The 24,571-nt window shown below is 69.2% G+C and carries 25 protein-coding genes and 1 pseudogene; 3 read left to right on the top strand and 23 right to left on the bottom strand.

Annotated elements, in window-relative coordinates:
• Positions 1–43: 43 nt before the first annotated feature.
• The 4 genes and pseudogenes from QWU11_RS15580 to msrA form a co-directional block, all read right to left on the bottom strand.
• Positions 44–145, bottom strand: a pseudogene (locus QWU11_RS15580) (peptide-methionine (S)-S-oxide reductase); the annotation flags it as partial.
• A gap of 35 nt (positions 146–180) precedes the next feature.
• Positions 181–438 carry a hypothetical protein gene (locus tag QWU11_RS15575; protein WP_290108891.1) on the bottom strand — a complete coding sequence of 86 codons (258 nt, stop codon included), beginning with the start codon at positions 436–438 and terminating at the stop codon, positions 181–183.
• Positions 435–734 (bottom strand): DUF6247 family protein, encoded by a 300-nt coding sequence (locus tag QWU11_RS15570; RefSeq protein WP_290108890.1) that lies wholly within the window; start codon positions 732–734, stop codon positions 435–437. The genes QWU11_RS15575 and QWU11_RS15570 overlap by 4 nt, the downstream gene beginning before the upstream one ends.
• Before the next feature lie 61 nt (positions 735–795).
• Positions 796–1,455 (bottom strand): peptide-methionine (S)-S-oxide reductase MsrA, encoded by a 660-nt coding sequence (gene msrA / locus QWU11_RS15565; RefSeq protein WP_290109144.1) that lies wholly within the window; start codon positions 1,453–1,455, stop codon positions 796–798.
• A gap of 84 nt (positions 1,456–1,539) precedes the next feature.
• On the opposite strand from msrA, the gene rarD reads away from it, so the two are divergent.
• Positions 1,540–2,415 (top strand): EamA family transporter RarD, encoded by an 876-nt coding sequence (rarD, locus tag QWU11_RS15560; protein ID WP_290109143.1) that lies wholly within the window; start codon positions 1,540–1,542, stop codon positions 2,413–2,415.
• On the opposite strand, the gene QWU11_RS15555 is transcribed toward rarD, so the two are convergent.
• The gene (locus tag QWU11_RS15555) at positions 2,393–3,256 is read right to left on the bottom strand and encodes a hypothetical protein (RefSeq protein WP_290108888.1); all 864 of its coding nucleotides are present in this window, start codon (positions 3,254–3,256) and stop codon (positions 2,393–2,395) included. The genes rarD and QWU11_RS15555 overlap by 23 nt on opposite strands.
• Before the next feature lie 190 nt (positions 3,257–3,446).
• On the opposite strand from QWU11_RS15555, the gene QWU11_RS15550 reads away from it, so the two are divergent.
• Entirely contained in the window at positions 3,447–3,896 is a 450-nt protein-coding gene (locus QWU11_RS15550) for a hypothetical protein (RefSeq protein WP_290108885.1), read from the top strand.
• On the opposite strand, the gene QWU11_RS15545 is transcribed toward QWU11_RS15550, so the two are convergent.
• The 16 genes from QWU11_RS15545 to QWU11_RS15470 form a co-directional block, all read right to left on the bottom strand.
• Positions 3,893–4,891 carry a polyprenyl synthetase family protein gene (locus tag QWU11_RS15545; protein ID WP_290108878.1) on the bottom strand — a complete coding sequence of 333 codons (999 nt, stop codon included), beginning with the start codon at positions 4,889–4,891 and terminating at the stop codon, positions 3,893–3,895. The genes QWU11_RS15550 and QWU11_RS15545 overlap by 4 nt on opposite strands.
• A gap of 14 nt (positions 4,892–4,905) precedes the next feature.
• Positions 4,906–6,471, bottom strand: coding sequence for an NADH-quinone oxidoreductase subunit NuoN (nuoN, locus tag QWU11_RS15540; protein WP_290108876.1), 1,566 nt, complete (start codon positions 6,469–6,471; stop codon positions 4,906–4,908).
• Entirely contained in the window at positions 6,468–8,003 is a 1,536-nt protein-coding gene (locus QWU11_RS15535; RefSeq protein WP_290108875.1) for an NADH-quinone oxidoreductase subunit M, read from the bottom strand. Before QWU11_RS15535 ends, nuoN begins: the two co-directional genes overlap by 4 nt.
• 1 nt (position 8,004) lies before the next feature.
• Entirely contained in the window at positions 8,005–9,879 is a 1,875-nt protein-coding gene (gene nuoL / locus QWU11_RS15530) for an NADH-quinone oxidoreductase subunit L (RefSeq protein ID WP_290109142.1), read from the bottom strand.
• A 61-nt stretch (positions 9,880–9,940) separates the two neighbouring features.
• Positions 9,941–10,237, bottom strand: a complete 297-nt coding sequence (gene nuoK, locus QWU11_RS15525; protein WP_290108874.1) for an NADH-quinone oxidoreductase subunit NuoK — start codon at positions 10,235–10,237, stop codon at positions 9,941–9,943.
• Positions 10,234–11,127: an NADH-quinone oxidoreductase subunit J gene (locus tag QWU11_RS15520; RefSeq protein WP_290108873.1), complete on the bottom strand. Its 894-nt coding sequence runs from the start codon at positions 11,125–11,127 to the stop codon at positions 10,234–10,236. The genes nuoK and QWU11_RS15520 overlap by 4 nt, the downstream gene beginning before the upstream one ends.
• Positions 11,124–11,651 carry an NADH-quinone oxidoreductase subunit NuoI gene (gene nuoI, locus QWU11_RS15515; protein ID WP_290108871.1) on the bottom strand — a complete coding sequence of 176 codons (528 nt, stop codon included), beginning with the start codon at positions 11,649–11,651 and terminating at the stop codon, positions 11,124–11,126. The genes QWU11_RS15520 and nuoI overlap by 4 nt, the downstream gene beginning before the upstream one ends.
• On the bottom strand, positions 11,644–13,032 hold the full coding sequence (gene nuoH / locus QWU11_RS15510) for an NADH-quinone oxidoreductase subunit NuoH (protein ID WP_290108868.1): 1,389 nt from the start codon (positions 13,030–13,032) through the stop codon (positions 11,644–11,646). Before nuoH ends, nuoI begins: the two co-directional genes overlap by 8 nt.
• A gap of 67 nt (positions 13,033–13,099) precedes the next feature.
• Entirely contained in the window at positions 13,100–15,541 is a 2,442-nt protein-coding gene (locus QWU11_RS15505; protein WP_290108867.1) for an NADH-quinone oxidoreductase subunit G, read from the bottom strand.
• Positions 15,538–16,836 (bottom strand): NADH-quinone oxidoreductase subunit NuoF, encoded by a 1,299-nt coding sequence (gene nuoF, locus QWU11_RS15500; RefSeq protein ID WP_290108866.1) that lies wholly within the window; start codon positions 16,834–16,836, stop codon positions 15,538–15,540. The genes QWU11_RS15505 and nuoF overlap by 4 nt, the downstream gene beginning before the upstream one ends.
• Complete coding sequence (nuoE, locus tag QWU11_RS15495; RefSeq protein ID WP_290108865.1) at positions 16,833–17,504, bottom strand: NADH-quinone oxidoreductase subunit NuoE; 672 nt, start codon at positions 17,502–17,504, stop codon at positions 16,833–16,835. Before nuoE ends, nuoF begins: the two co-directional genes overlap by 4 nt.
• Positions 17,501–18,850 carry an NADH-quinone oxidoreductase subunit D gene (locus QWU11_RS15490; protein WP_290108850.1) on the bottom strand — a complete coding sequence of 450 codons (1,350 nt, stop codon included), beginning with the start codon at positions 18,848–18,850 and terminating at the stop codon, positions 17,501–17,503. Before QWU11_RS15490 ends, nuoE begins: the two co-directional genes overlap by 4 nt.
• Positions 18,847–19,593: an NADH-quinone oxidoreductase subunit C gene (locus QWU11_RS15485; RefSeq protein ID WP_290108837.1), complete on the bottom strand. Its 747-nt coding sequence runs from the start codon at positions 19,591–19,593 to the stop codon at positions 18,847–18,849. Before QWU11_RS15485 ends, QWU11_RS15490 begins: the two co-directional genes overlap by 4 nt.
• Positions 19,590–20,156, bottom strand: coding sequence for an NADH-quinone oxidoreductase subunit B (locus tag QWU11_RS15480; protein ID WP_290108835.1), 567 nt, complete (start codon positions 20,154–20,156; stop codon positions 19,590–19,592). The genes QWU11_RS15485 and QWU11_RS15480 overlap by 4 nt, the downstream gene beginning before the upstream one ends.
• Before the next feature lies 1 nt (position 20,157).
• Positions 20,158–20,517 (bottom strand): NADH-quinone oxidoreductase subunit A, encoded by a 360-nt coding sequence (locus tag QWU11_RS15475; RefSeq protein WP_290108834.1) that lies wholly within the window; start codon positions 20,515–20,517, stop codon positions 20,158–20,160.
• Positions 20,518–20,635: 118 nt separating this feature from the next.
• Positions 20,636–21,916 carry a geranylgeranyl reductase family protein gene (locus QWU11_RS15470; protein ID WP_290108832.1) on the bottom strand — a complete coding sequence of 427 codons (1,281 nt, stop codon included), beginning with the start codon at positions 21,914–21,916 and terminating at the stop codon, positions 20,636–20,638.
• A gap of 271 nt (positions 21,917–22,187) precedes the next feature.
• Between QWU11_RS15470 and QWU11_RS15465 the strand changes: the two genes are divergently transcribed.
• Complete coding sequence (locus QWU11_RS15465; RefSeq protein WP_290108831.1) at positions 22,188–22,892, top strand: class I SAM-dependent methyltransferase; 705 nt, start codon at positions 22,188–22,190, stop codon at positions 22,890–22,892.
• 17 nt (positions 22,893–22,909) lie between these two features.
• Here the strand turns inward: QWU11_RS15465 and QWU11_RS15460 are convergent, their stop codons facing one another.
• Together QWU11_RS15460 and QWU11_RS15455 are read right to left on the bottom strand one after the other, a co-directional pair.
• The gene (locus QWU11_RS15460) at positions 22,910–23,152 is read right to left on the bottom strand and encodes a DUF4229 domain-containing protein (protein WP_290108830.1); all 243 of its coding nucleotides are present in this window, start codon (positions 23,150–23,152) and stop codon (positions 22,910–22,912) included.
• A gap of 412 nt (positions 23,153–23,564) precedes the next feature.
• Positions 23,565–24,551, bottom strand: coding sequence for a threonine/serine dehydratase (locus tag QWU11_RS15455; RefSeq protein WP_290108829.1), 987 nt, complete (start codon positions 24,549–24,551; stop codon positions 23,565–23,567).
• Positions 24,552–24,571 lie beyond the last annotated feature (20 nt).

The raw sequence follows: 24,571 nt of genomic DNA, 5'->3' as shown, positions 1-24,571 counted from the left end.
CTACAGCACCTCTCGGACATCCGAGCGGACCAGCCGAACGACCTCAGCCGTCGGCGCGAGCAACCCCGACCGGGCAGGTCACCCCAGTGCCACCGACGCCGCAGTAGCCGTTCGGGTTCTTGCTGTCCGACAGATACTGCTGGTGGCAGTCCTGCCCCAACGTGGTCGCTGCATGACGCGTCATCCTGTCCAGAGGATGTCGACGATCCGCAGCGTCTCGGTCTGTTCGTTGACGATGAAGGTCAGCATCCCCTGATCGTCCTTGCCGAAGAAGGCTTGCCGCGTGAACGATTGACCTGGTCGCTCAGGCACCGCGTCCCAGGGACTCTCCAGCAGTTGGAGGACACGCTCAAGCAAAGGGCCGTCCCGCACATGTTCGGGCAACCCGTTCAGCTCATACAGAGCGCGTCCGTGGAAGCCGTCGAACCTATACGTCACACCCGGCCTTCCCAGCCCGGCGGGGTGTAGCGGACGAAAGCCTCTTCGCGCCCGCTGAGTGCGTCCTGGACGGCCTCCTCATAACCCGGCCGGTTGTAGGCCATCGCACGCAACCGCCACCGACGAAGCAACGTCCGAACCTGCTTGAAGCGGTCGAGATCATGTGCGGCATCAAGCGCCTGGTCGTACTCGGCGCGGAACTGCGAACGGTGAGACTCCGGCAGCAGCTCGAAGATCGCGGCCGGGTCATCACCAGGGTCCCGCGACCCGACAGGCTCCAAGAACTCGGCGGTCATACGCTCAAGTTACCGCAACCACCCGGACAACGAGGCAGCCCAACAGCCAGGGCGGATGCCCTCAGCCGTCAGCCCGCGCGACCCCCACCGGACAGGTCACGCCAGTGCCGCCGACGCCACAGTAGCCGTTGGGGTTTTTATCGCTTGAAAGATACTGCTGGTGGTAGTCCTCGGCGAAGTAGAACTCGCCCGCAGGCGTGATCTCCGTCGTGATGTCGCCGTACCCGCTCGACGTCAGCACCTTCTGGTACGCGTCGCGTGACGACAGCGCCGCCTGTTTCTGCGCGTCGGATCGCGTCAGGATGATCGAGCGGTACTGCGTGCCGACGTCGTTGCCCTGCTGCATCCCCTGGGTCGGGTCGTGGCCCTCCCAGAAGACCTTGAGCAGTTGCTCATAGCTCACCTCAGACGTGTCGAACACCACCCGTACGACCTCGGCGTGGCCCGTGCGGCCCGAGCAGACCTCCTCGTACGTCGGGTTGGGCGTGAAGCCGCCCGCGTACCCGACAGAGGTGGACACGACTCCCGGAACCTGCCAGAACACCCGCTCCACTCCCCAGAAGCACCCCTCGCCGAACTCGACGATCTCGGTGCCCGACGGGTACGGCGGGGCCAGCGGTGTGCCCAGGACCGTGTGTCGCGGGGCCACCGGCATCGGTGTCTCGCGGCCCGGTAGGGCGTCTTCGGCGGTGATCATGGAGGGCTTTCCGAATCCGAACACCATCAAAGACTATCTCCCCGACACAAGCCTGACATGTCCCAGAAGCGAAGACACTCATTACGGTACAGTGACGCCGTGTCTGATATGCGGCGCGGCGTCCTGTATGGGATCACGGCCTACGTCATCTGGGGACTCTTCCCCCTCTACTGGCCCCTGCTCAAGCCTGCCGGGTCCATCGAGATCCTCGCCCACCGCATCATCTGGTCGCTCGTCGCCGTCGGGCTCATCCTCGTGGTCCGGCGTCACTGGGGCTGGGTCAGGGCCCTGAAGGCCAGGACCGCCCTCGTGCTCGCGGTCGCGGCCGTCCTCGTCACCATCAACTGGGGTACCTACATCTACGCCGTCAACAGCGGCCACACCATCGAGGCGGCCCTCGGCTACTTCATCAATCCCCTGGTCAGCGTCCTGCTCGGCGTGCTGGTCCTGCGCGAACGCCTCCGGCCCTGGCAGTGGGCCGCCGTCGGCACGGGCACCGCGGCCGTCGGCATTCTCGCCCTCGCGTACGGCCGCCCGCCCTGGATCGCGCTCACCCTCGCCTGCAGCTTCGGAACGTACGGCCTGCTCAAGAAGTACGCCAACACGCCCTCGGCGGAGAGCCTGACGATCGAGACGGCCGTGCTGTTCGTGCCCGCCCTCGCGTACGCGGTCTTCCAGCCCCACCCGACGTTCACCGGGCACGGGACCGGGCACCTCGCCCTGCTCATCAGCGGCGGCGTGATCACCGCCGTACCGCTGATGCTGTTCAACTCCTCCGCGACGCGCGTGCCGCTCACCGTGCTCGGCATGCTGCAGTACCTCGCGCCGGTCCTTCAGTTCCTGATCGGGCTGCTGGTGCAGCACGAGGCGATGCCGGCCAGCCGTTGGGTCGGGTTCCTCCTCGTCTGGGCCGCGCTCGCCGTCTTCAGCGTCGACGCCGTACGGGCCCCCGGGCGACGCGTCACGCTCGACTGTTCGCCGTAGTCAGCAGGCTCGCGACGTTCGGGCCGAACAGCGGGCTGTAGGAGCGCCACTCCTCGCTCCCGCCCTCCTGGTAGCCGCCGATCACCCCGACGACGTGCCCCGCCTGCGTACGGTTGTCGTAGTCGCTCAGCCACGGGCTGCCGCTGGTCCCCCCGTAGAAACCGTGGCAGTCGAACCTCAGCTGCGACCTCGACTGCTTCGCCGTCGACCCGGCGCACCCGATGGGGCGGTCCGCCGGATAGTTCTCCTTCGCCGGATACCCCGCGACCACCACGCGCCGGGTGTACCCCGGGTTGATCATCAGTTGGTTCGCGCCCACGACATCGGCGATCCGCCGGCCGTGGATGAGCTGTACGGCCGCGAAGGCGACGTCCATGTCCGGGTCGCCGCTCTGGAGCCAGCGCCGGTCGGCGACCATCAGCCAGATCGGCCAGGTGCCGTACGGCCGGTGGCCGGCGCTGTAGCGCGGGACGAAGACGATGTTCCGGTGCCAGGCGTGCGTGTCCGGGTTGTACAGACAGTGCGCCGCGGTGAGCAGCATGTTCCGCTTCGGCGTACGGATGACGCTGGCCGTGCAGTAATGGCCGCCGCTCCCGTTGTCGAAGAACAGCGCCCCGATCACCTTGCTGCCGGGCACACCGCGCGCCGCCGGGATCCCCACGTCCGGCACCTCGTCGCTCAGCCGCCGGCCGAGCGGTGTCGCGCGCGCGACACGGGCATCGGTCCAGAACGACGCGGCGCCGAGCGCCTTCACCGAGGTCACGCGGGCGTCCGCCGCCGGACCCGTCGGCAGCAGGGGTACCACCGCAAGGACCACCCAGACCAGCCGCCTGACATCCACCGGGCCTCCGCGAGCGCGTGACGATACGACGAGTCCATCGTCGTTGAGACACAGACCGGATACCCGCAGGTCGGGTGCGTGTCGTGATCATGAAGGTCACCAGACGGCCCAGGTTCGGCAAACCCCCGGCGGTGCCGCGCCGACGCGCCGGCGTCCGCCGTTAACGTGCGAGCACGAACCCGGAGGAGGGATGGCGTTGCGCGGAACCCGTACGGTCGCCCTGACCCTGCTGGCCCTGCTGGCCATCGGCCTGAGCGCCGGCCCCGCGGTCGCGGAGACGATCGTCGTCACGCCTGCCGCGGCCCGCCCCGGCCAGCGGGTGCACATCAGCGTTCCCGGCTGTAGTACGGGCCCGACGGCGCACACGGCGGCCTCCGCGGCCTTCACGGGCGATGTGAGGCTGCACGGCAAGGCCGACACCGGCGACGCCGACATCGTGCTCAAGGCCGGCCTGAAACCGGGCGCGTACCCCATCGTCGCCCACTGCGGGGCGACCACCGTCCTCGGCCGGATCGCGATCGCCTCGGACAACGCGGGCGGCGGCGGCCGGACGAACTACTGGCTGCTCGCCATCCCCGCCCTGGCCCTCGCGGCCATCGCGGGCGTGTTCGTCCTGCTCCGGCGGCGCGACAGGCCCTAGCTGGTGCGGGTCAGGACGTAGTCGCAGAGGGCCATGAACGCCGTGCGGGCCGGCAGGTCCGGCAGCGTGGCGAGCTCGGCGTGGGCGTCGTCCACCCACTGGCGCAGGTCGGCTCGGGCCCGGTCCATGGCCGGGTGGGCGCGCAGCAGCGTGAGCGCCTCCGCGTGGCGCGCGTCGTCCTCGGACAGGTCCGAGAGCAGCAGGGAGCGCAGGTGCTCGTCACCCGGCGCCGCGGAGCGCAGGACGTGCAGCACCGGGAGCGTGTGGACGCCCTCCCGCAGGTCGGTGCCGGGGGTCTTGCCCGACTCATCCGATTCCGACGCGACGTCGAGGATGTCGTCCGAGAGCTGGAACGCGATCCCGATCTTCTCGCACACCGACGTGAGCGTCGTGACGACCGCCGGCTCGGCGCCGGCCAGCAGCGCGCCGAGGTGCCCCGACGCCGCGATGAGCGAGCCCGTCTTGCCCGCGACCACGCCGAGGTAGTGGTTCAGCGCGTCGGTGCCCTCCGGCGGCCCGGTCGTCTCCTCGATCTGGCCTTGGACCAGCCGCGCGAACGTACGGGCCTGGATGCGCACCGCCTCCGGGCCGAGGTCGGCCAGGATGTCGGAGGCGCGGGCGAAGAGGTAGTCGCCGGTGAGGATCGCGACGGTGTTGTCCCACCGCGAGTTGGCGGAGGCCTCCCCGCGGCGCATCACCGCCTCGTCCATCACGTCGTCGTGGTACAGCGTCGCCAGGTGGGTCAGCTCGACCACGACGGCGGCCGGGACGACGCCCGGCGCCGCCCGGTCGCCGAACTCCGCGGCGAGCAGCACCAGCATCGGCCGGAACCGCTTGCCGCCTGCCTCGGCCAGGTGCCGGGAGGCGTCGCGCAGGAGCGAGTGTTCGCTCTCCACCGAGCTCCGCAGCAGATCCTCGACCGAGTCCAGCCGCCCGGAGATGTCCGCTGCGAGTGTGTCATCGACGGCCGGAAGGCCCAGAAGGCCACTACTCACAGAGTCTCCCGAAGTCAGCGAACGAAGAACTGGCTGGCGGCCGAGTGGGCCAGGTGAAGCGCGGGCCCGGGAACCACACCGAGTACCACAGTAGCCGCCACCCCGACCGCGACCGCAGTCGCGCTGGTCGGGCTGACGACCACCGACGGACCGTCCGCGGCGGGGTCGTTGAAGAACATCAGCACGATCACGCGGACGTAGAAGAACGCGGCGATCGCCGAGGACAGCACACCGATGATGACCAGCGGCGTCGCACCGCCCGCGACCGCGGCCTGGAAGACCGCGAACTTTCCGGTGAACCCGCTGGTCAGCGGGATACCGGCGAAGGCGAGCAGGAACAGCGCGAACGCCCCGGCGAGCAGCGGCTGGCGCTTGCCCAGGCCGGCCCAGCGCGATAGGTGCCACGCCTCGCCGCCCGCGTCGCGGACCATCGTGATGACCGCGAACGCGCCGACCGTCGTGAAGCCGTACGCCGCGAGGTAGAACAGCGTGCTCGACAGGCCCGCCTCGTTGGTGGCGATGACGCCGGTCAGCAGGAAGCCGCCGTGCGCGATCGAGGAGTAGGCGAGCATCCGCTTCACGTCCGTCTGCGTGATCGCCACGATCGCGCCGAGGAGCATGGTCAGGATCGCGACCGCCCACATCATCGGCCGCCAGTCCCAGCGCAGCGTCTCGAAGCCGACGTAGAAGACCCGCAGGATCCCGCCGACGGCCGAGACGAGCGTGCAGGAGGCCATCAGCGCGGTGATCGCGGTCGGGGCGCCCTGGTAGACGTCGGGCTTCCAGACCTGGAAGGGCACCGCGCCCATCTTGAACAGCAGCCCGACGCTCAGCAGCGCGACGCCGGCGAGCAGCATCGGCTCACTCCCGACCTGCGTGCTGATGGCGGTGGAGATGTCGGACAGCCGCACCGACCCGGCGTAGCCGTACAGCAGCGCGGTGCCGTACAGGAAGAACGCCGAGGAGAAGGCGCCGAGCAGGAAGTACTTGACCGCGGCCTCCTGCGAGAGCAGGCGGCGCCGGCGGGCGAGGCCGCACAGGAGGTACAGCGGCAGGGACAGGACCTCCAGGGCGACGAACATGGTCAGCAGGTCGTTGGCCGCCGGGAAGATCAGCATGCCGCCCACGGCGAAGAGCATGAGCGGGAAGACCTCGGTCTGGGTGATCCCCGCGACCAGGCTCTCGCGCTCCTCGGCGGTGCCCGGCACCGACGACGCCTGCGCGGTGAAGGGGCTCGGCTCGTGCCGCCGCTCGGCGATCAGCAGCAGCGACATCAGCGCGAGCGCGAGGATCGTGCCCTGGATGAAGAGCGTCGGGCCGTCGACGCCGATCGCGCCCATGGCCGCCACGTGGTGCGGAGTGTCGGACACCCCCAGCGCGACCGTCCAGGCGAGCGCGCCGACCAGGCCGAGCAGCGACACCTGCACCTGCGCCCAGTAGCGCTGCTCACGCGAGAGGAACGCCTCGATGAGAACGCCCACCGCCGCCGCGCCGAGCACGATCAGGATCGGCGCCAGCCGTCCGTACTCGATGTGCGGAGGCGAGATCTCTCCCGCCGCCGCGATTCTGTCGAGACTCACGGGCGGGTTCCCTTCTCCGCGATGGTCGGCTTCGGGTCCTGCTTGTCGACCCGGACCATCGTCTGCTTCACGGACGGGTTGATCATGTCCAGCGCGGGCTTGGGATAGAAGCCGAGCACGACGAGGATCGCGAGGACCGGTGCGATCACGACGAGCTCACGCTTGGACAGGTCCCGCATCCCGGCGACCTTCTCGGTCGTCGGCCCGGTCATCGTCCGCTGGTACATCCACAGGATGTAGACGGCGGCCAGGATGATGCCGCTCGTGGCGATGATCGCGGGCACCTTGTAGCGCGTGAACGTGCCCACCAGCACCAGGAACTCCGACACGAACGTCGACAGCCCCGGCAGTGACAGGCCCGAGAGGCCGGCGACGAGGAACGTGCCGGCCAGGATCGGCGCGACGTTCTTCACCCCGCCGAACGCGTCGATCCGCGCCGAGCCGCGGCGGGCGATCAGGAAGCCCGCCACCAGGAACAGCGCGCCGGTCGAGAACCCGTGGTTGAACATGTAGAGCGTCGCGCCGGCCTGCCCCTGCGTGGTCATCGCGAAGATGCCCAGGGTGATGAAGCCGAAGTGCGAGATCGAGGTGTAGGCGATCAGCCGCTTGAGGTCGATCTGGCCGATCGCCAGCACCGCGCCGTACACGATGCCGACCACCGACAGCGTCAGCACCACCGGCGTGAACCACTTGGCCGCGCCGGGGAACAGCTCGATGCAGAACCGCAGCATGCCGTACGTGCCGACCTTGTCGAGCACGCCGACGAGCAGCACCGCCGCGCCGGCGGGCGCCTGGCCCGCGGCGTCCGGCAGCCAGGTGTGGAACGGCACCAGCGGCGCCTTGATCGCGAAGGCGACGAAGAAGCCGAGGAACAGCCACTTGGCCGTGGTGGGCTCGATGTGGAGCTTGGTCAGCTCGCCGAACAGGAACGTGCCGTTCCCGGCGTTCGCCGACACGACGTACAGCCCGATCACCGCGGCGAGCATGAGCAGGCCGCCGAACAGGGAGTACAGCAGGAACTTCACCGCGGCGTACGAGCGCTGCGCGCCACCGTAGGACCCGATGATGAAGTACATCGGGATGAGCATGGCCTCGAAGAACACGTAGAACAGGAAGATGTCGGTGGCCGCGAAGACCCCGATCATCATCGCCTCGAGGGCCAGCAGCAGCGCGAAGTAGGTCTTCACAGACCGTTTCGGCGGCTCGTCGACGCCGCCGGAGCGCTCCGCGTCGTTCCAGGAGGCGAGGACCACCAGCGGCACGAGGATCGCCGACAGCAGGATCAGCACGAGCGCGACGCCGTCGACGCCGACCGCGTAGTGCACGTGGAACGCCCGGATCCACCAGTGCTGCTCGGTGAACTGGAAGCGCGGCCCGCCGTTGTCGAAGCGGATCGCCATCACCACGGTGAGGACAGCGACGACCAGCGTGACGGCGAGCGCCGTCAGCTTGGCCAGCTCGTCCTTGCCCTTGGGCAGGAACGCCAGCAGCACCGCCCCGAGCGCGGGTATGGCGATGAGTGCTGTCAGCATGTCAGATCCTCACCAGGAGCAGGGCGCCGATCACGAGCGCGGCGCCGAAGAACATGGACAGTGCGTACGAGCGGACGAATCCCGTCTGCACCCGCCGCAGCCGTCCCGATGTGCCGCCCACGAAGGCGGCGACACCGTTGACGACGCCGTCGACGCCGCGGCCGTCGAAGTAGACCGTCAGCCGGGTCAGCCACTGGCCGGGGCGCATGAACAGCGACTCGTTGAGCGCGTCGCCGTACAGGTCCTTGCGGGCCGCGACGACGGGGAAGCGCCCCGCCGGAGCCGTACGCGGGACCGGGCGCCGGAGGTACTGCCAGAAGGCGAGGCCGATGCCGGCGGCCATCAGCACGAAGACCACGCCGGTGTACGGCGTGATCACCTTGTGGGGTGCCTCGGGCTCGCCGACGACCGGGGCGAGGAACTTGGCGAACCGGTCCCCCGCGATCAGGAAGGCGCCCATCGCGATCGACCCGAGGGCCAGCAGGATCAGCGGGATCGTCATGACCGAGGGCGACTCGTGCGGGTGCACGTCGTCGTCCCAGCGCTTCTCGCCGAAGAACGTCATGAACATCACGCGCGACATGTAGTACGCCGTGATGCCCGCGCCGATCAGCGCCGCCCAGCCGAGGATCTGGCCGGACGTGCCGCCCTTGTCGAAGGCGGCGTCGATGATGCCGTCCTTGGTCCACCAGCCGGACAAGCCGGGGAAGCCGATGATGGCGAGGTAGCCGAGGCCGAACGTGGCGAACGTGATCGGCATGACCTTGCGCAGCGCCCCGTACTTGCGCATGTCCACGTCGTCGTTCATGCCGTGCATGACCGAACCGGCGCCGAGGAACAACCCGGCCTTGAAGAAGCCGTGCGCGATGAGGTGGGCGATCGCGAAGACGTAGCCGGCCTTGCCGATCCCGGCGGCCAGCATCATGTAGCCGATCTGGGACATCGTCGAGCCCGCGAGGGCCTTCTTGATGTCGTCCTTGGCGCAACCGATGATCGCACCGAAGAGCAGCGTGGCCGCGCCGACGATCACCACGAGGAGGCGCGCCTGCGCGGACAGCTCGAAGATCACGTGGGAGCGGACGATCAGGTAGACGCCCGCGGTCACCATCGTGGCCGCGTGGATCAGCGCCGACACCGGGGTCGGGCCCTCCATCGCGTCCAGGAGCCAGGACTGCAGCGGGAGCTGCGCGGACTTGCCGCAGGCACCGAGCAACAGCAGCAGGCCGATCGCGGTGATGGTGCCGTGCGAGGCCTGCGAGGCGTGGCCGAAGACGTCCGTGAAGCTGATCGAGCCGAACGTCAGGAACATCAGCATGATCGCCACGGAGAGGCCGAAGTCACCGACCCGGTTGACGATGAACGCCTTCTTGGCGGCCGTGGCCGCGCTCGGCTTGTGCTGCCAGAACCCGATCAGCAGGTACGAGGCGAGGCCCACGCCCTCCCAGCCGACGTACAGGCTGAGGTAGTTGTCGGCGAGGACCAGCAGCAGCATCGCCGCGACGAACAGGTTGAGGTACGCGAAGAACCTGCGCCGTTCCGGGTCGTGGGCCATGTAGCCGATCGAGTAGATGTGGATCAGCGAGCCCACACCGGTGATCAGCAGCACGAAGCTGATCGACAGCGGGTCGATCAGGAGGTTCACGTCCGCCTTGAACGATCCGACCGAGACCCACTGGTACAGGTGGACCAGGCGGGTCCGGCCGTCTCCGGGCTGGCCCAGCATCTGCACGAACACGGCGACACCGACGACGAAGGACGCCACGGACATCGCGACGCCGAGCAGGTGTCCCCACTTGTCGGTACGGCGGCCGCCGAGCAGCAGGATCGCGGCACCCGCGAGCGGGAACGCGATCAGCAGCCACGCGGCGGACTGCATGCCTTGGGCCGCCCGCGCGTGCAGCTGCGGATCGGCTAGGAGGTTCGTCATCGAGATGTCCTCAGTACTTCAGCAGGTTCGCGTCGTCTACCGACGAGGACTTGCGGCTTCGGAAGATCGCCATGATGATCGCCAGTCCCACGACGACCTCGGCGGCGGCCACGACCATCACGAAGAACGCGATGATCTGCCCGTCGAGGGTGCCGTGCATGCGGGAGAAGCTCACGAACGCCAGGTTGGTGGCGTTCAGCATGAGCTCGACGCACATGAAGATGACGATGGCGTTCCGGCGAATGAGTACGCCGACCGCCCCGATCGTGAACAAGATGGCGGAAAGCGCCAGGTAATGCCCGGTCACTTCTTCTTCTCCTCCTCGGCTGGGGCCTCGGACTCGACCTCGACCTGGCCCTCGTCGCGGCCTTGGAGCACCGCCTTGAGCGTGGCGGCCCCGTGGCGTACGGCCGCCTCCGGCCCCTCGCCGTGCAGGTCCTCGTGGGAGCCGCCGCGGCGGCGGGCGATCACCGGGCTGACCGAGAGCTCGGAGACCGAGCCGTCCGGCAGCAGGGCCGGCATGTCGACGGCGTTGTGCCGGGCGTACGTTCCGGGCGCCGGAAGCGTCGAGACGTGGTCGCTCTTCATCCGCGCCTGGGACAGCTCGCGCTGCGTCGGCCTGGGCGTCAGCCGCTCACGGTGGGCGAGGACCATCGCTCCGAGTGCCGCCGTGATCAGCAGGGCGCTCGTCACCTCGAAGGCGAAGATGTAGCCCTCCATGGTGTTGTGCGTCCGCGTGTTGTAGCCGAACAGCAGCCGGGCCAGGCCCATCACGTTGCCGCCGTCGGCGTTGGCGCTCGCGAGCCCCTTGGACGGCGGCAGCGTCGCGTTGCCGATACCGAGGATCAACAGGACGCCGAACCCGATGCCCGCGATGCCCGCCGCGACGCGCTGGCCCTTGATCGTCTCGACCATGGACTCCGTCGAGCTGACGCCGACGACCATGATGACGAACAGGAAGAGCATCAGCACGGCGCCGGTGTAGACGATCACCTGCACGAAGGCCAGGAACGGCGCCTCGTTGACCGCGTAGAACACCGCGAGGGACAGCATCACGACGGCGAGCAGCAGCGCGGAGTAGACGACCTTCCGCATGAAGATCATGCCGAGCGCGGCCGCGACCGAGACGATGGCGAGGAACCAGAAGATCCCCGACTCGCCGGTCTGATGCGCGCCCGCGGCCACGAGGCCGTTCACTTGGTTCCCTCCTCATGTTCGCCCGCGGCGCCGAGGAGGTAGTAGTCCTCTTCGGTGTCGCCGAGCCGCATCTCGTGCGGCGGAGCCTCCATGCCCTCGATCAGCGGCGCGAGCAGCATCTCCTTGGTGTAGATGAGGCTCTCGCGGCTGTCGTTGGCCAGTTCGTACTCGTTGGTCATCGTGAGCGCCCGGGTCGGGCACGCCTCGATGCACAGGCCACAGAGGATGCAGCGCAGGTAGTTGATCTGGTAGGTCCGGCCGTAGCGCTCACCCGGGGAGAACCGCGCCTCCTCGGTGTTGTCGGCGCCCTCCACGTAGATCGCGTCCGCGGGGCACGCCCACGCGCACAGCTCGCATCCGACGCACTTCTCCAGGCCGTCGGCCCAGCGGTTGAGCTGGTGACGGCCGTGGAAACGCGGCGCGGTCGGCTTCTTGACCTCGGGATACTCGACCGTCTCGGTCTTCATGAGCATCTGGTGGAAGGTGACGCCGAACCCCTTGACCGGGTTCAGGAAATCAAGCACGGGTGGCCTCCGCGGAGTTGTCGGCGCGGACGTCTCCGGCACCGTGATAGTGCGGCGCGTCGAGCGGGGGCACCGGGAACCCGCCCGCCATGGCGTCGGGCTCGGCCTCGGCCGCCTCCTCGGCGGGCTCGGACTTGCCCGACCCGGACGCACGTTCCCAGATCACCGACACCACGAGCAGGATCAGGATCAGCGCCGCCGCGCCCAGCATCACCGGGCGCATGTCGTGCCGCTGGTTGCGCAGGGCGCGCACCGTCGACACGAAGAGGATCCAGCCCAGCGAGACCGGGATCAGCACCTTCCAGCCGAGCTTCATCAGCTGGTCGTACCGGACACGCGGCAGCGAGGCCCGCACCCAGACGAAGAAGAAGATGAACATCCACAGCTTGATCAGGAACCACAGCACCGGCCACCAGCCGGAGTTGGCGCCGGACCAGACCCCGGTGATCGGCCACGGTGCGCGGTATCCGCCGAGGAACAGCGTCGTGCACAGCGCCGACAGCGTGGCCATGTTGATGTACTCGGCGAGGTAGAACATCAGGAACTTCAGCGAGGAGTACTCGGTGTGGTAGCCGGCCACCAGCTCGCCCTCGCCCTCGGGCAGGTCGAACGGGATGCGGCCGGACTCCCCCATCATCGTGAACAGGTAGATCACGAAGGACGGGAACAGCAGTACGACGTACCAGGACGGGAAGTGACCCGTGAAACCGAGGAAGTGGTAGGTCCCGCCGTGCGCCTGGGCGTTGACGATCTCGGAGGTGGACAGCGACCCGGCGAACAGGAACACCGCCACGAACGACAGGCCCATCGCGATCTCGTACGAGATCACCTGGGCGCTGGAGCGCATGCCGCCGAGCAGGGAGTACGGCGACATCGACGACCAGCCGGCCAGCACGAAGCCGTACACGCCCATCGAGGACATCGCCAGGACCAGCAGCACCGCGACCGGCAGGTCGGTGAGCTGCAGCGGCGTCCTGTGCCCGCCGATCGAGACGATCCCGCCGAACGGGATGATCGAGAACGACACCAGCGCGGGCGCCGCGGCCATGACCGGCGCGAGGAAGAAGACGATCTTGTCCACGCCGCGCGGGACGATGTCCTCCTTGGTCGCGCCCTTGATGCCGTCGAGCAGCGACTGCAGCAGGCCGAACGGCCCGGCCCGGTTGGGACCGGGGCGAAGCTGCATGCGGCCGATGACCCGGCGCTCGAACCAGACGGCCAGCAGGACCGTCAGCAGCAGGAACACGAAGATGACGAGCGCCTTGGCGCCGACCAGCCACCAGGGGTCACAGCCGAACGAGCCCAGGCCGTACGGCTTGCCGGTGCACTGCTCGGTACGCGGCGTCGCCGCCAGCGCATCGGCAAGGACATGGGCGCTCATGAGGTCTCCTTCGTCGGAGGAGCGACCACCAGCGCGCTGTGCTTTCCGGTTCGCTCGCTACGCTCGCTCATGAGAGGCTCCCGTTCTGGATCTTCACGACCCCTCCGGCCTGGGCGGCGAGGTCGCGGTGGACCGCGGAGCCCGGGGAGTTGGCAGGCAGCCAGACCACACGGTCCGGCATGTCGGTGATCTCCAGCGGAAGGGTGATCTCGCCGTGCGCCGTGGCGACGGTGACCTTCCCGTCCGCTCCGATCTCCTCGGCGGTGGCCGCGCTCAGCCGGGCGACCGGCGTCTTGGCGGTGCCCGCGAGGTACGGCTCGCCGTCCTGGAGCCGGCCCGCGTCGAGCAGCATCCGCCAGGTGGCCAGGACCGCCTCGCCCGCGCCGGGTTCGGCCGCGACCGCGGCGGTGACGCTCGGCAGGCCCGGGCGCGTGCCCTTGAACCCGCCCAGGACGGCCAGCTCACGGCGGGCCGACGCGGAGTCGGGCAGGCCCAGGTGGACGTCCATCCGGTCGGCGATCGTGCCGAGGACCTTCAGGTCCGACATCACCTGAGGGACCTTCAGCACGGCGTCGAACGGGCGGCCGCGGCCCTCCCAGTTGACGAACGTGCCGGCCTTCTCGGTGACCACGGAGACGGGCAGCACCACGTCGGCCCGGTCGGTGACCGCGCTGACGCGCTGTTCGAGGCTGACGATGAACGGTGTGGCCTCCAGCGCGGCGAGCGCCGCGTCCGGGTCGGGCAGGTCGTACGGGTCGACGCCGGCGATCAGCAGGGCGTCGAGCTCCTCGTCGCGCGCGGCGGCGAGGATGCCGTCGGTGTCGCGGCCGGGCGCCTCCGGCAGGGAGGCGACCCCCCATACGCGGGCGACCTCGGCGCGTGCGGCCACGTCGACGACCGGGCGGCCGATCGGCAGCAGGCCGGGCAGCGCGCCCGCCTCGATCGCGCCGCGCTCGCCGGCCCGGCGGGGCACCCAGGCGGCCCGCGCGCCGGTGGCGGCGACGAGACGGCCGACGGCCGACAGCGCGCCGGGGACTCCGGCGAGCCGCTCGCCGATGAGGATGACGGATCCCTCGGCCTTGAGCAGCTCGGCGGTGGCCTTGCCGGCCGTGTCGAGCCCGACGCCGGTGATCAGGCCGCCGAGCGCGTCGGCCTCGCCGCCGGGCGGCGTGGCCACGAGCGTGCCGGCCAGCTTGTCCAGGCCCCGCGTCGCGAACGGTGCGATCGAGAAGACCTTGAGCCCGCGCTTGCGCGCCGCCTTGCGGAGCCGCAGGAAGACGATCGGCGACTCCTCCTCCGGCTCGAAGCCGGCCAGCAGGACCGCCGGGGCCTTCTCCAGCTCCTCGTAGGTGACCCCGATCGGGCTGCCCGCGACGGTCGCGGCGAGGAAGTCGGCCTCTTCGCGGGAGTGCTCGCGGGCGCGGAAGTCGATGTCGTTGGTGCCGAGGGCGAGCCGGGCGAACTTGGCGTACGCGTAGGAGTCCTCGAGCGTGAGCCGACCGCCGGTGAGCACACCGGCCCTGCCGCGCGCCCGCGCCAGGCCCTCGGCCGCGACGTGCAGCGCCTCCGGCCAGGACGCGGTCTCCAGCACGCCGTCCTCGTTACGGATCAGCGGGTGGGTCAGCCGGTCCGGCGCGGTCGTGTGGGTGAACGCCCACCGGCCCTTGTCGCAGTTCCACTCCTCGTTGACCTGCGGGTCGTCGCCGGCGAGGCGGCGGGTGACCTTGCCGCGCCGGTGGTCGGTGCGCTGGGCGCAGCCGGAAGCGCAGTGCTCGCAGACGCTCGGCGTGGAGACGAGGTCGAACGGGCGGGAGCGGAAGCGGTAGGCGGCGCCGGTCAGCGCGCCGACCGGGCAGATCTGCACCGTGTTGCCGGAGAAGTAGGACTGGAACTCATGGCCCGGGGCGACGCCGACCTGCTCCTTGGCGCCGCGCTCGAACAGGTCGATGAACGCGTCGCCGGCGATCTCGTCGGAGAAGCGCGTACAGCGGGCGCACTGGATGCACCGCTCGCGGTCCAGCAGCACCTGGGAGGAGAGCGCGAGCGGCTTGGGGAAGGTGCGCTTGGCCTCCACGAACCGCGACTCGCCGCGGCCGTTGGACATCGCCTGGTTCTGCAGCGGGCACTCGCCGCCCTTGTCGCAGACCGGGCAGTCCAGCGGGTGGTTGACCAGCAGCAGCTCCATGACTCCGTGCTGGGCCTTGTCGGCCACCTCGGAGGTGAGCTGGGTCTTGATGACCATGCCGGGCATCACGGTGACGGCGCAGGCGGGCTGCGGCTTGGGCATCCCGCGGCCGTTTCCGGCATCGGGGATCTCCACCAGGCACTGCCGGCAGGCGGCCACCGGGTCGAGCAGCGGGTGGTCGCAGAACCGCGGGATCTGGACGCCGATCAGCTCGGCGGCCCGGATGATCAGCGTCCCCTTCGGCACGCTGATCTCGAAGCCGTCGATCGTGACGGAGATCAGCTCTTCCGCCTTCTCGACCTGAGTGCTGTCGGTGACCGTCATTTCTCACCTGCCCACACGGTTGAAGCGGCCTGGTCGAAGGGGCAGCCACCGGTCTCGAAGTGCCGGATGTACTCGTCGCGGAAGTACTGGATGCTGGAGGTGACCGGGCTCGTCGCCCCGTCGCCCAGCGCGCAGAACGACCGGCCGAGGATGTTGTCGGACAGGTCGAGGAGCGTGTCGAGGTCCGTCTCGCTGCCCTGGCCCTGCTCGAGCCGCTTCAGCATCTGCTTGTACCAGTAGGTGCCCTCGCGGCAGGGCGTGCACTTGCCGCACGACTCGTGCGCGTAGAACTCGCTCCAGCGCAGCACCGCGCGTACGACGCAGGTCGTCTCGTCGAAGATCTGCAGCGCCCGGGTGCCGAGCATGGAGCCCGCCGCGCCGACGGACTCGAAGTCCAGCGGCACGTCGAGGTGCTCCTCGGTGAAGATCGGTGTGGACGAGCCGCCCGGGGTCCAGAACTTCAGCCGGTGACCGGCGCGTACGCCGCCCGCCATGTCGAGCAGCTCGCGGAGCGTGATGCCCAGCGGCGCCTCGTACTGGCCGGGCCGGGTGACGTGCCCGGAGAGGCTGAAGATCCCGAAGCCCTTGGACTTCTCGGTGCCCATCGAGGCGAACCAGTCGGCGCCGTTCGTCACGATCGCCGGGACGCTCGCGATCGACTCGACGTTGTTGATCACGGTCGGGCCGCCGTACAGGCCGGCCACCGCAGGGAACGGCGGCTTGAGACGCGGCTGGCCGCGGAACCCCTCCAGGGAGTCCAGCAGCGCCGTCTCCTCACCGCAGATGTAGGCGCCCGCGCCGCTGTGCACGACGAGTTCGAGGTCGAAGCCGGAGCCGAGGATGTCGGCGCCGATGTAGCCGGCCTCGTACGCCTCCGCGACGGCCTGCTGGAGGCGGCGGATGACGTGCAGCACCTCGCCTCGCACGTAGATGAAGGCGATGTTCGCGCGGATGGCGTACGCGCTGATGATCACGCCCTCGACCAGCGCGTGCGGGTTGGCCATCATGAGCGGGATGTCCTTGCAGGTGCCCGGCTCGGACTCGTCCGCGTTCACGACCAGGTAGTGCGGCTTGCCGTCGCCCTGCGGGATGAAGCCCCACTTCATGCCGGTGGGGAAGCCCGCGCCGCCACGGCCGCGCAGACCGGAGTCCTTGACCGCCTGGACGATGTCGTCCTGGGCCATGCCGAGGGCGGTGCGCAGCGCCTTGTAACCGCCGTCGTCCTCGTACGCCTCGCGGGTGAAGGAGTCGGGCCGGTCCCAGTACTTGGTCAGGATCGGCGTGAGCGTGGTCACTCGGCACCTCTTTCAGGCTCGGGGGCCGCCCAGCCGGAGTCCTTGGCGAGCTGGAGGCCGCGCAGCGACGCGTAGCCGGCCTGCGTGCCCTCGCCGGCGCGGCCGTCGTTGAAGCCCGCGAGCACCCGCGAGGCCTGCTTCCAGCTGCACACCGACTCCGCGCCGCGGGTCGGGGCGACCTGCTTGCCCGCCCGCAGGTCGTCGACGAGCTGCTTGGCCTTCGCGGGAGTCATGTCGTCGAAGAACTCCCAGTTGACCATCATCACCGGGGCGTAGTCGCAGGCGGCGTTGCACTCGATGCGCTCAAGGCTGACCCGGCCGTCGTCGGTCGATTCGTCGTGGCCGACGCCGACGTACTCGCTCAGCTCCCGCCAGATCTGGTCGCCGCCCATGATCGCGCACAGGCTGTTGATACAGACGCCGACGTGGTATTCGCCGACCGGGTGCTGTTTGTACTGCGTGTAGAAGGTCACCACGCCGGTGACCTGCGCCGCCGTGATGCCGAGCAGGTCGGCGCAGAGCTGGATGCCGTGCTCGGAGACGTAGCCCTCCTCGGACTGCATCAGGTGCAGCAGCGGCAGCAGCGCCGAGCGCGGCTTGGGATACCGCGCGATGATCTCCTTTGCGTCCCGTTCGAGACGCTCCAGAACCTCGGGTTCCAGACTCATCGGTCGACTCCCCCCATCACCGGATCGATACTGGCCACGGCGGCGATCACATCGGCGACCATGCCGCCTTCCGCGGACGCCGGGATCGCCTGCAGGTTGGTGAAGGACGGGTCCCGGAAGTGCGCGCGGTACGGGCGGGTGCCGCCGTCGCTCACCAGGTGGCAGCCGAGCTCGCCGCGGGGCGACTCGACCGCGGTGTAGACCTGGCCGGCCGGCACCCGGAATCCCTCGGTGACCAGCTTGAAGTGGTGGATGAGGGCTTCCATGGACTGGCCCATGATGTGCGCGATGTGGTTGGGCGAGTTGCCCATGCCGTCCGGCCCGAGCGCGAGCTGCGCCGGCCAGCCGATCTTCTTGTCCTGGATCATCACCGGGCCCGACTTGGCCGAGCCGGAGCTCAGCCGGTCGAGGCACTGCTCGATGATCTTCAGGGACTCGTCCATCTCCTGCATGCGGATCAGGTAGCGGCCATAGACGTCGCAGGTGTCCTGGGTGGCCACCTCGAAGTCGTAGGTCTCGTAACCGCAGTACGGCTGCGACTTGCGCAGGTCCCACGGCAGCCCGGTGCTGCGCAGCACCGGGCCGGTGACGCCCAGCGCCATGCAGGCGGTCAGGTCGAGGTAGGCGATGTTCTTCGTACGGGCGAGGTAGACCGGGTTGGCGTCCAGCAGCTTGCGCATCTGGCCGAGCCGGTAGCGCTCGCGCTTGACGAAGTCGCCGATCTTGTCGATGGCGCCCGGGGGCAGGTCCTGTGCGACCCCGCCCGGCCGGATGTAGGCCATGTTCATGCGCAGCCCGGCGATCATCTCGAAGATGTCGAGGGCGTACTCACGCTCCAGGAAGCCGTTCAGCATGACCGTGGTCGCGCCGAGCTCCAGGCCGAACGAGGCGATCGCGACGAGATGGGAGGAGATCCGGTTGACCTCCATCATCAGCACCCGGATGACCTGCGCCCGCTCGGGGATCTGGTCGGTGATGTCGAGGAGCTTCTCGACGGCCATGCAGTAGGCCGTCTCGTTGAAGATCGGCGCGAGGTAGTCCATGCGGGTGCAGAACGTGGTCCCCTGGGTCCACGTCCGGTACTCCATGTTCTTCTCGATGCCGGTGTGGAGGTAGCCGATGCCCACGCGGGTCTCGTCCACCGTCTCACCGTCGAGCGTGAGGATGAGCCGGAGCACGCCGTGCGTCGACGGGTGCTGCGGGCCCATGTTCACGACCAGGCGGTCGTCCTCGCCCTCCTGGGCGCCCTGGACGACGTCGTCCCAGTCCTGCCCGCCCACGTTGTAGACGGTGCCCTCGGTGGCCTCATCGGCCCCGTACGCGTCGTATGTGGTGCTGGTGCTCATACGTACGACCTCCGCTCGTCCGGCGGCGGCACCGTGGCCCCGCGGTACTCGACGGGGATGCCGCCGAGGGGGTAGTCCTTGCGCTGCGGGTGGCCCATCCAGTCGTCCGGCATCATGATCCGGGTCAGCGCCGGGTGCCCGTCGAAGATCAGGCCGAAGAAGTCGTACGTCTCGCGCTCGTGCCAGTTGTTGGTCGGGTAGACCGACACGATCGACGGGATGTGCGGGTCGGCGTCGGGGCAGGTCACCTCGAGCCGGATGCGCCGGTTGTGGGTGATCGACAGCAGCGGGTACGTCGCGTGCAGCTCGGCGCCGGCCTCCGCGGGGAAGTGCACACCCGAGACGCCGAGGCACAGCTCGAAGCGGAGCCGCGGGTCGTCGCGCAGGACCTGCACGATGCCGAGGAGGTGCTCACGGCGTACGACGAAGGTCAGCTCGTGGCGGTCGACGACCACGCGTTCGATCGCGTCGCCGAAGTCGGGGTAGGCCTCGGCGAGGAAGTCGGCGACCTCGTCGAACTCTCCTTCCGCTCCGGTCGTGCGCGGCCCGCCGTACGGGCGATCGCTGCCGATCTTGGGCGACTGGCGGACGACGAGGCCACCGAAGCCGGAGGTGTCACCGGTCGTACGGGCGCCGAACATGCCGTGCCGGGCGATCGGCTGCTCGGACCGTTCTTCCTCGCCCTGGGCGGGAAGCTGGTCGGCGGCCTGCTCGGCCTTCTGTTCCGGATGTTGCGAACTCATGAAGTCACCTGCGGCAGTGCCTGGGGCTGGTCGAGGAGGGGGAGCTGCCGGAGCCGCGCGCGCTCGAGCTCCTCGATCTCCTTCTTGCGGTGCGGGCCCATCTTGGCGTGCTGGATCTTGTCGTGCAGCTTGAGGATCGCGTCGAGCAGCATCTCCGGCCGCGGCGGGCAGCCCGGCAGGTAGATGTCGACGGGCACGATGTGGTCGACGCCCTGCACGATCGCGTAGTTGTTGAACATGCCGCCGGACGAGGCGCACACGCCCATCGCGATGACCCACTTCGGCGAGGCCATCTGGTCATAGATCTGCCGCAGCACGGGCGCCATCTTCTGGCTCACGCGGCCGGCCACGACCATCAGGTCGGCCTGGCGCGGCGAGCCGGAGGCCCGCTCCATGCCCCATCGGGAGAAGTCGTGCCGGGGGTCGCCGACCGCCATCAGCTCCATGCTGCAACAGGCCAGGCCGAAGGTCGCCGGCCACACCGAGCTCTTGCGGGCGTGCCCGATGACCTGCTCGACCGTCGTGAGGACGATCCCGCTGGGGAGCTTTTCTTCTAGACCCATCTCAGTCCCACTCCAGACCACCGCGGCGCCAGACATAGGCGTACGCGATGAGGACGGTGACGATGAACAGCACCATTTCGACGAGGCCGAACATGCCGAGGTGGTCGAAGGCGACCGCCCACGGATAGAGGAAAATGATCTCGATGTCGAAAACGATGAATAGCATCGCCGTCAGGTAGTACTTCACCGGGAATCGCCCGCCGCCGACGGGCTGCGGGGTGGGTTCGATACCGCATTCGTAGGACTCGAGCCGGGCCCGGTTCCAGCGCTTCGGGCCGGTCAAAGAACCCATGACCACCGAAAAGCCCGCAAAACCCAGCGCCAAGATGCCGAGTATGACAATCGGTACATAGAGGTTCAAATCTCACACCCCCCTCTCGGTGAATGCCACTGAGCGCGCGTCACGCGCGGCACGGTCGTCGAGCACGACCGGGATTTCCATCCTAGGCACGGAGATCATCACTTCTTCTCTCGGGGTATCACGCTGCGGGTGCGAGTTTGGACATCGCGTTGATCACGCGGTCCATCGCGTCACCACCCCGCGGATCCGTGAGATTGGCGAGGAGCTTGAGCGTGAATCTCATCAGTGTGGGGTGCGGCAGCCCGTGACGCGTCGCGAACTTCATCACGCGCGGGTCCCCGATGGCCTTCACGAAGATCCGCCCGATCGTGTAGTAGCCGCCGTAGGCCTCCTTGAGCACACGCGGGTAGTCGTGCAGCGCACGCTCCCGCTGTGCCGCGGTCGGCCGGCCGAGTGCCTGCACGATGATCTCCGCCGCCATCTCGGCGGACTCCATCGCGTACGCGATGCCCTCGCCGTTGAACGGGTTGATCATCCCGCCCGCGTCACCGACGAGCAGCAGGCCCCGGGTGTAGTGCGGCGTGCGGTTGAAGCCCATCGGGAGCGCGGCGCCGCGTACCGGCCCGGTGGCGTTTTCCTCGACGTAGCCCCACTCTTCGGGCATGCCGGCGAGCCAGCTCTTCAGCAGCCCACGGTAGTCGACGTTCTTGAAGGCCTCACTCGTGTTGAGCAGGCCGAGCCCGACGTTGGAGGTGCCGTCGCCGACGCCGAACACCCAGCCGTAGCCGGGCAGCAGGCGCTCGCCGTCCCACAGCTCCAGCCAGGACTCGAGGTAGTCGTCGTCGTGGCGCGGGCTCGTGTAGTAGCGGCGTACGGCCACGCCCATCGGGCGGTCGTCGCGCTTGCGCAGGCCCATGGACAGCGAGAGCCGGGTGGAGTTGCCGTCTGCGGCCACGACGAGGGGCGCGGTGAACCGGGCCTCTCCGTCGGAGGTCTTGGCGATCACTCCGGTGATCCGGCCGTTGTCGTCCACGATCGGCCCGGTCACCGAGGTGTTCATGCGCAGCTTGACGCCCACGGCGACGGCACGCTCGGCGAGGATCTGGTCGAAGTCCATCCGGGTGCGGACCAGACCGTAGTCGGGGTAGCTGGCGAGGTCGGGCCAGGGCAGCTCGAGGCGGACGCCGCCGCCGATGATGCGCAGGCCCTTGTTGCGGATCCATCCGGGCGCGTCGAGGTCGACGCCCATCTTGATCAGTTGCTTGGTGGCGCGGGGAGTGAGGCCGTCACCGCAGACCTTCTCGCGCGGGAAGCTCGTCTTCTCCAGCAGCAGGACGTCGAGTCCGGCCTGGGCGAGGTGGTATGCGGTCGCCGAGCCCGCCGGTCCGGCGCCGACGACGATGACGTCGGCCTCCGTCGCGGAGAGGTCCTGTCGAATTGCGGCGGGTGTCTCGGACACGAGATTCCTCTGTGGGCAGGTGGTCGGTGGTGCCGCCTCGGGGAAAGGAAGGCGGGCTCGATGCCGTGCCGGATCGTACGGCCCTGGAGGAGGCTCGATGCGACCCGGGGTGCCATGTTCGGGTCTTGTTCATTTGTGAAGCGCTTCACAAGCGTGCTACACGCAGAGTCTAAACCTTATGGGGGGCTGCTCGGGAACCGCGAGGCACCCCTGATCGTTCCGGCCGGGCCGCATGTCCGGATGCGCCGTCCCTTGCGTAGGCTCGACGACCATGACGCGCGCATCTCTGGACAAGCAGCCGGCCGAGGTCGCGGCCATGTTCGACCGCACGGCCGCGCGCTATGACCTGCTCAACCACCTGATGACGGCGGGCCTGGACGGCCGCTGGCGGCGCGAGGTCGTACGCGCTGTGGGCGCGGCCCCCGGTGAGCTGGTGCTCGACGTGGCGGCCGGGACGGGCACGTCCTCGGTGCCGTTCGCCGAGGCGGGCGCCCTCACGGTCGCGTGCGACTTCTCCCTCGGCATGCTTGAGCAGGGCGTACGCCGCCAGGCGGGCGTACGCGGCCTGGGCTTCGCGGCGGGCGACGCCCTGCGGCTGCCGTTCTCCGACGCGTCCTTCGACGCGGTGACGATCTCTTTCGGCATCCGCAACGTACGGGACACTCCGGCCGCACTCTCGGAGATGCTCCGGGTGACCAAGCCGGGCGGACGCCTGCTGATCTGTGAGGTCAGCCACCCGCCGAACCGCGTGCTGCGCGGCCTGCACGAGACGCACCTGAGATTCGGCCTGCCGCTGATGGCGAAGGTGAGCTCGAACCCGGACTCCTACCACTACCTGGCCGAGTCGACCGCGGCCTGGCACGACCAGGAGACACTGGCCACCCTGCTGCGCGAGGCCGGCTGGGAATCGGTGCGTTATCGCAACCTGACGTTCGGCGTGGTGGCCCTGCACCACGCCACCCGCCCGGCATTGTGACCGGCCTAAGCCGGTGATCAGTCGGAGTCTTCGCGGGCGGCGCCGTCGGCGAGGTTGTCGCGGATCCGACCGGCCCGCTCGGTGACCGAGCTGGACACCGCGTCCCGCTGACGCGAGAGCAGCACGAAGCTGACGATGCCGCTGACCAGGATCGACAGCGCGAGCAGCAGAAACCCGCGGGCCCCCACCAGGAAGAGGACGCCCGCGGTCGCGGCGAACAACGCCAGCCGCGAGAGGCTGTAAATGAGTACGGAACGCATGGCGCTCTGAGGCTATCCCCTACCTGGGCGACACACGCCGGCGACTCCCCACCGCGCCACTCGACGCCCCGCGGACACGGCCCCCGAAGGTTCCATGTCTCGCCCACAATCGCCCGACGACGGACGAGCCGCCACTTCACGCCGCACAGCCTCACGCTTCGCGATCTGTCGCACCGCGCCCTTCCGCCCCCGCAGTCCCCAGCTCGTGCGCTGACCCCGCGCCCTCGCCCCACAACCCCAACACGTTGCCCTGACGCCTACGACCTCTCGCTCCGCAGCCCCCACCTCGCGACCATCCGCCCACAACCCCCGGCATGCCCTTCCACTCCACGACCTCGCGCTCCGCGCCCCGCGCCCCGCGAGGTCGGCCGCGTAGGGCCTGTCCCCGCAGCGGGAACAGGCCCTGAAGGTCCTAAAGGTCTTCGCTCAGGATGTCGGCGTAGATGGCGGGGTCGGCGTTGCCGCCGGAGACGACGGCGACGAAGTTGCGGCGGCGGCCGCGTGGCTGGACCGTGCCGAACCTCGACAGGTACGCCGCGGTCGCCACGGCTCCGCCCGGCTCGGCGACCAGGCGCGCCCGCCGGGCGAGCTGCCGCATCGCGTCGTGGATCTCCTCCTCGCTCACCGTCACGATGTCGTCGACCAGGGCCCGGATGTGCTCGAACGGCTGGGCGCCCACGCATTCGACGCGCAGGGCGTCGGCGATCGTGCGGTGGGTGTCGGCGCTCGGCCAGGCGATGCGGCGGCCGGCGCGGAAGGACGCGCGGGCGTCGGCGGCGAGTTCCGGTTCTACGCCGATCACGTTGGTCTCGGGGCGTCTGGCCTTGATCGCGGCGGCGATCCCGGAGATCAGCCCGCCGCCGCTGATCGGCACGAGCACCGTGTCCACGTCCGGCGCGTCCTCGATGATCTCCAGGCCGATCGTTCCCTGGCCGGCGATGACGCTGCGGTCATCGAACGGGGAGACCATCGGGTAGCCGTGCGCGGCGGCCAGTCGTTCGGCCATCTCCACGCGCGCCTCGATGGTGGGCTCCACGAGCACGAGCTCGGCCCCCAACGCGGCGCACGCGTCCATCTTGATCTGCGGCGTGGTGTTCGGCACGACGAGCACCGCCGGGATGCCCAGGGCCTTCGCCGCGTACGCGACCGCCTGCGCGTGGTTGCCACTGGAGTGCGCGATGACGCCGTTCTTACGGTCGGCCTCCGGAATGCCACTGATCGCGGTGTAGGCGCCGCGGAGCTTGAACGAGCCGACCGGTTGAAGTGATTCCAGCTTCAGCTGGAGAGGTGGCGCCGAAGGTGATTTCGTAGGGAATGCCACCAGCGGCGTACGGAGGACGATGCCGTCCAGCCTGCGGGCGGCGCCCTCGATCTCCTCCACCGTAACAAGATCCGACATACCAGAACCCTAAGGGCCCC

The organism is Actinomadura sp. DC4, from assembly GCF_030406325.1.
In the GTDB taxonomy this organism is placed as follows: domain Bacteria; phylum Actinomycetota; class Actinomycetes; order Streptosporangiales; family Streptosporangiaceae; genus Actinoallomurus.
The sequence above is the reverse complement of the archived record's forward strand: the minus strand, read 5'-3'. Positions and strand labels throughout refer to the sequence as shown.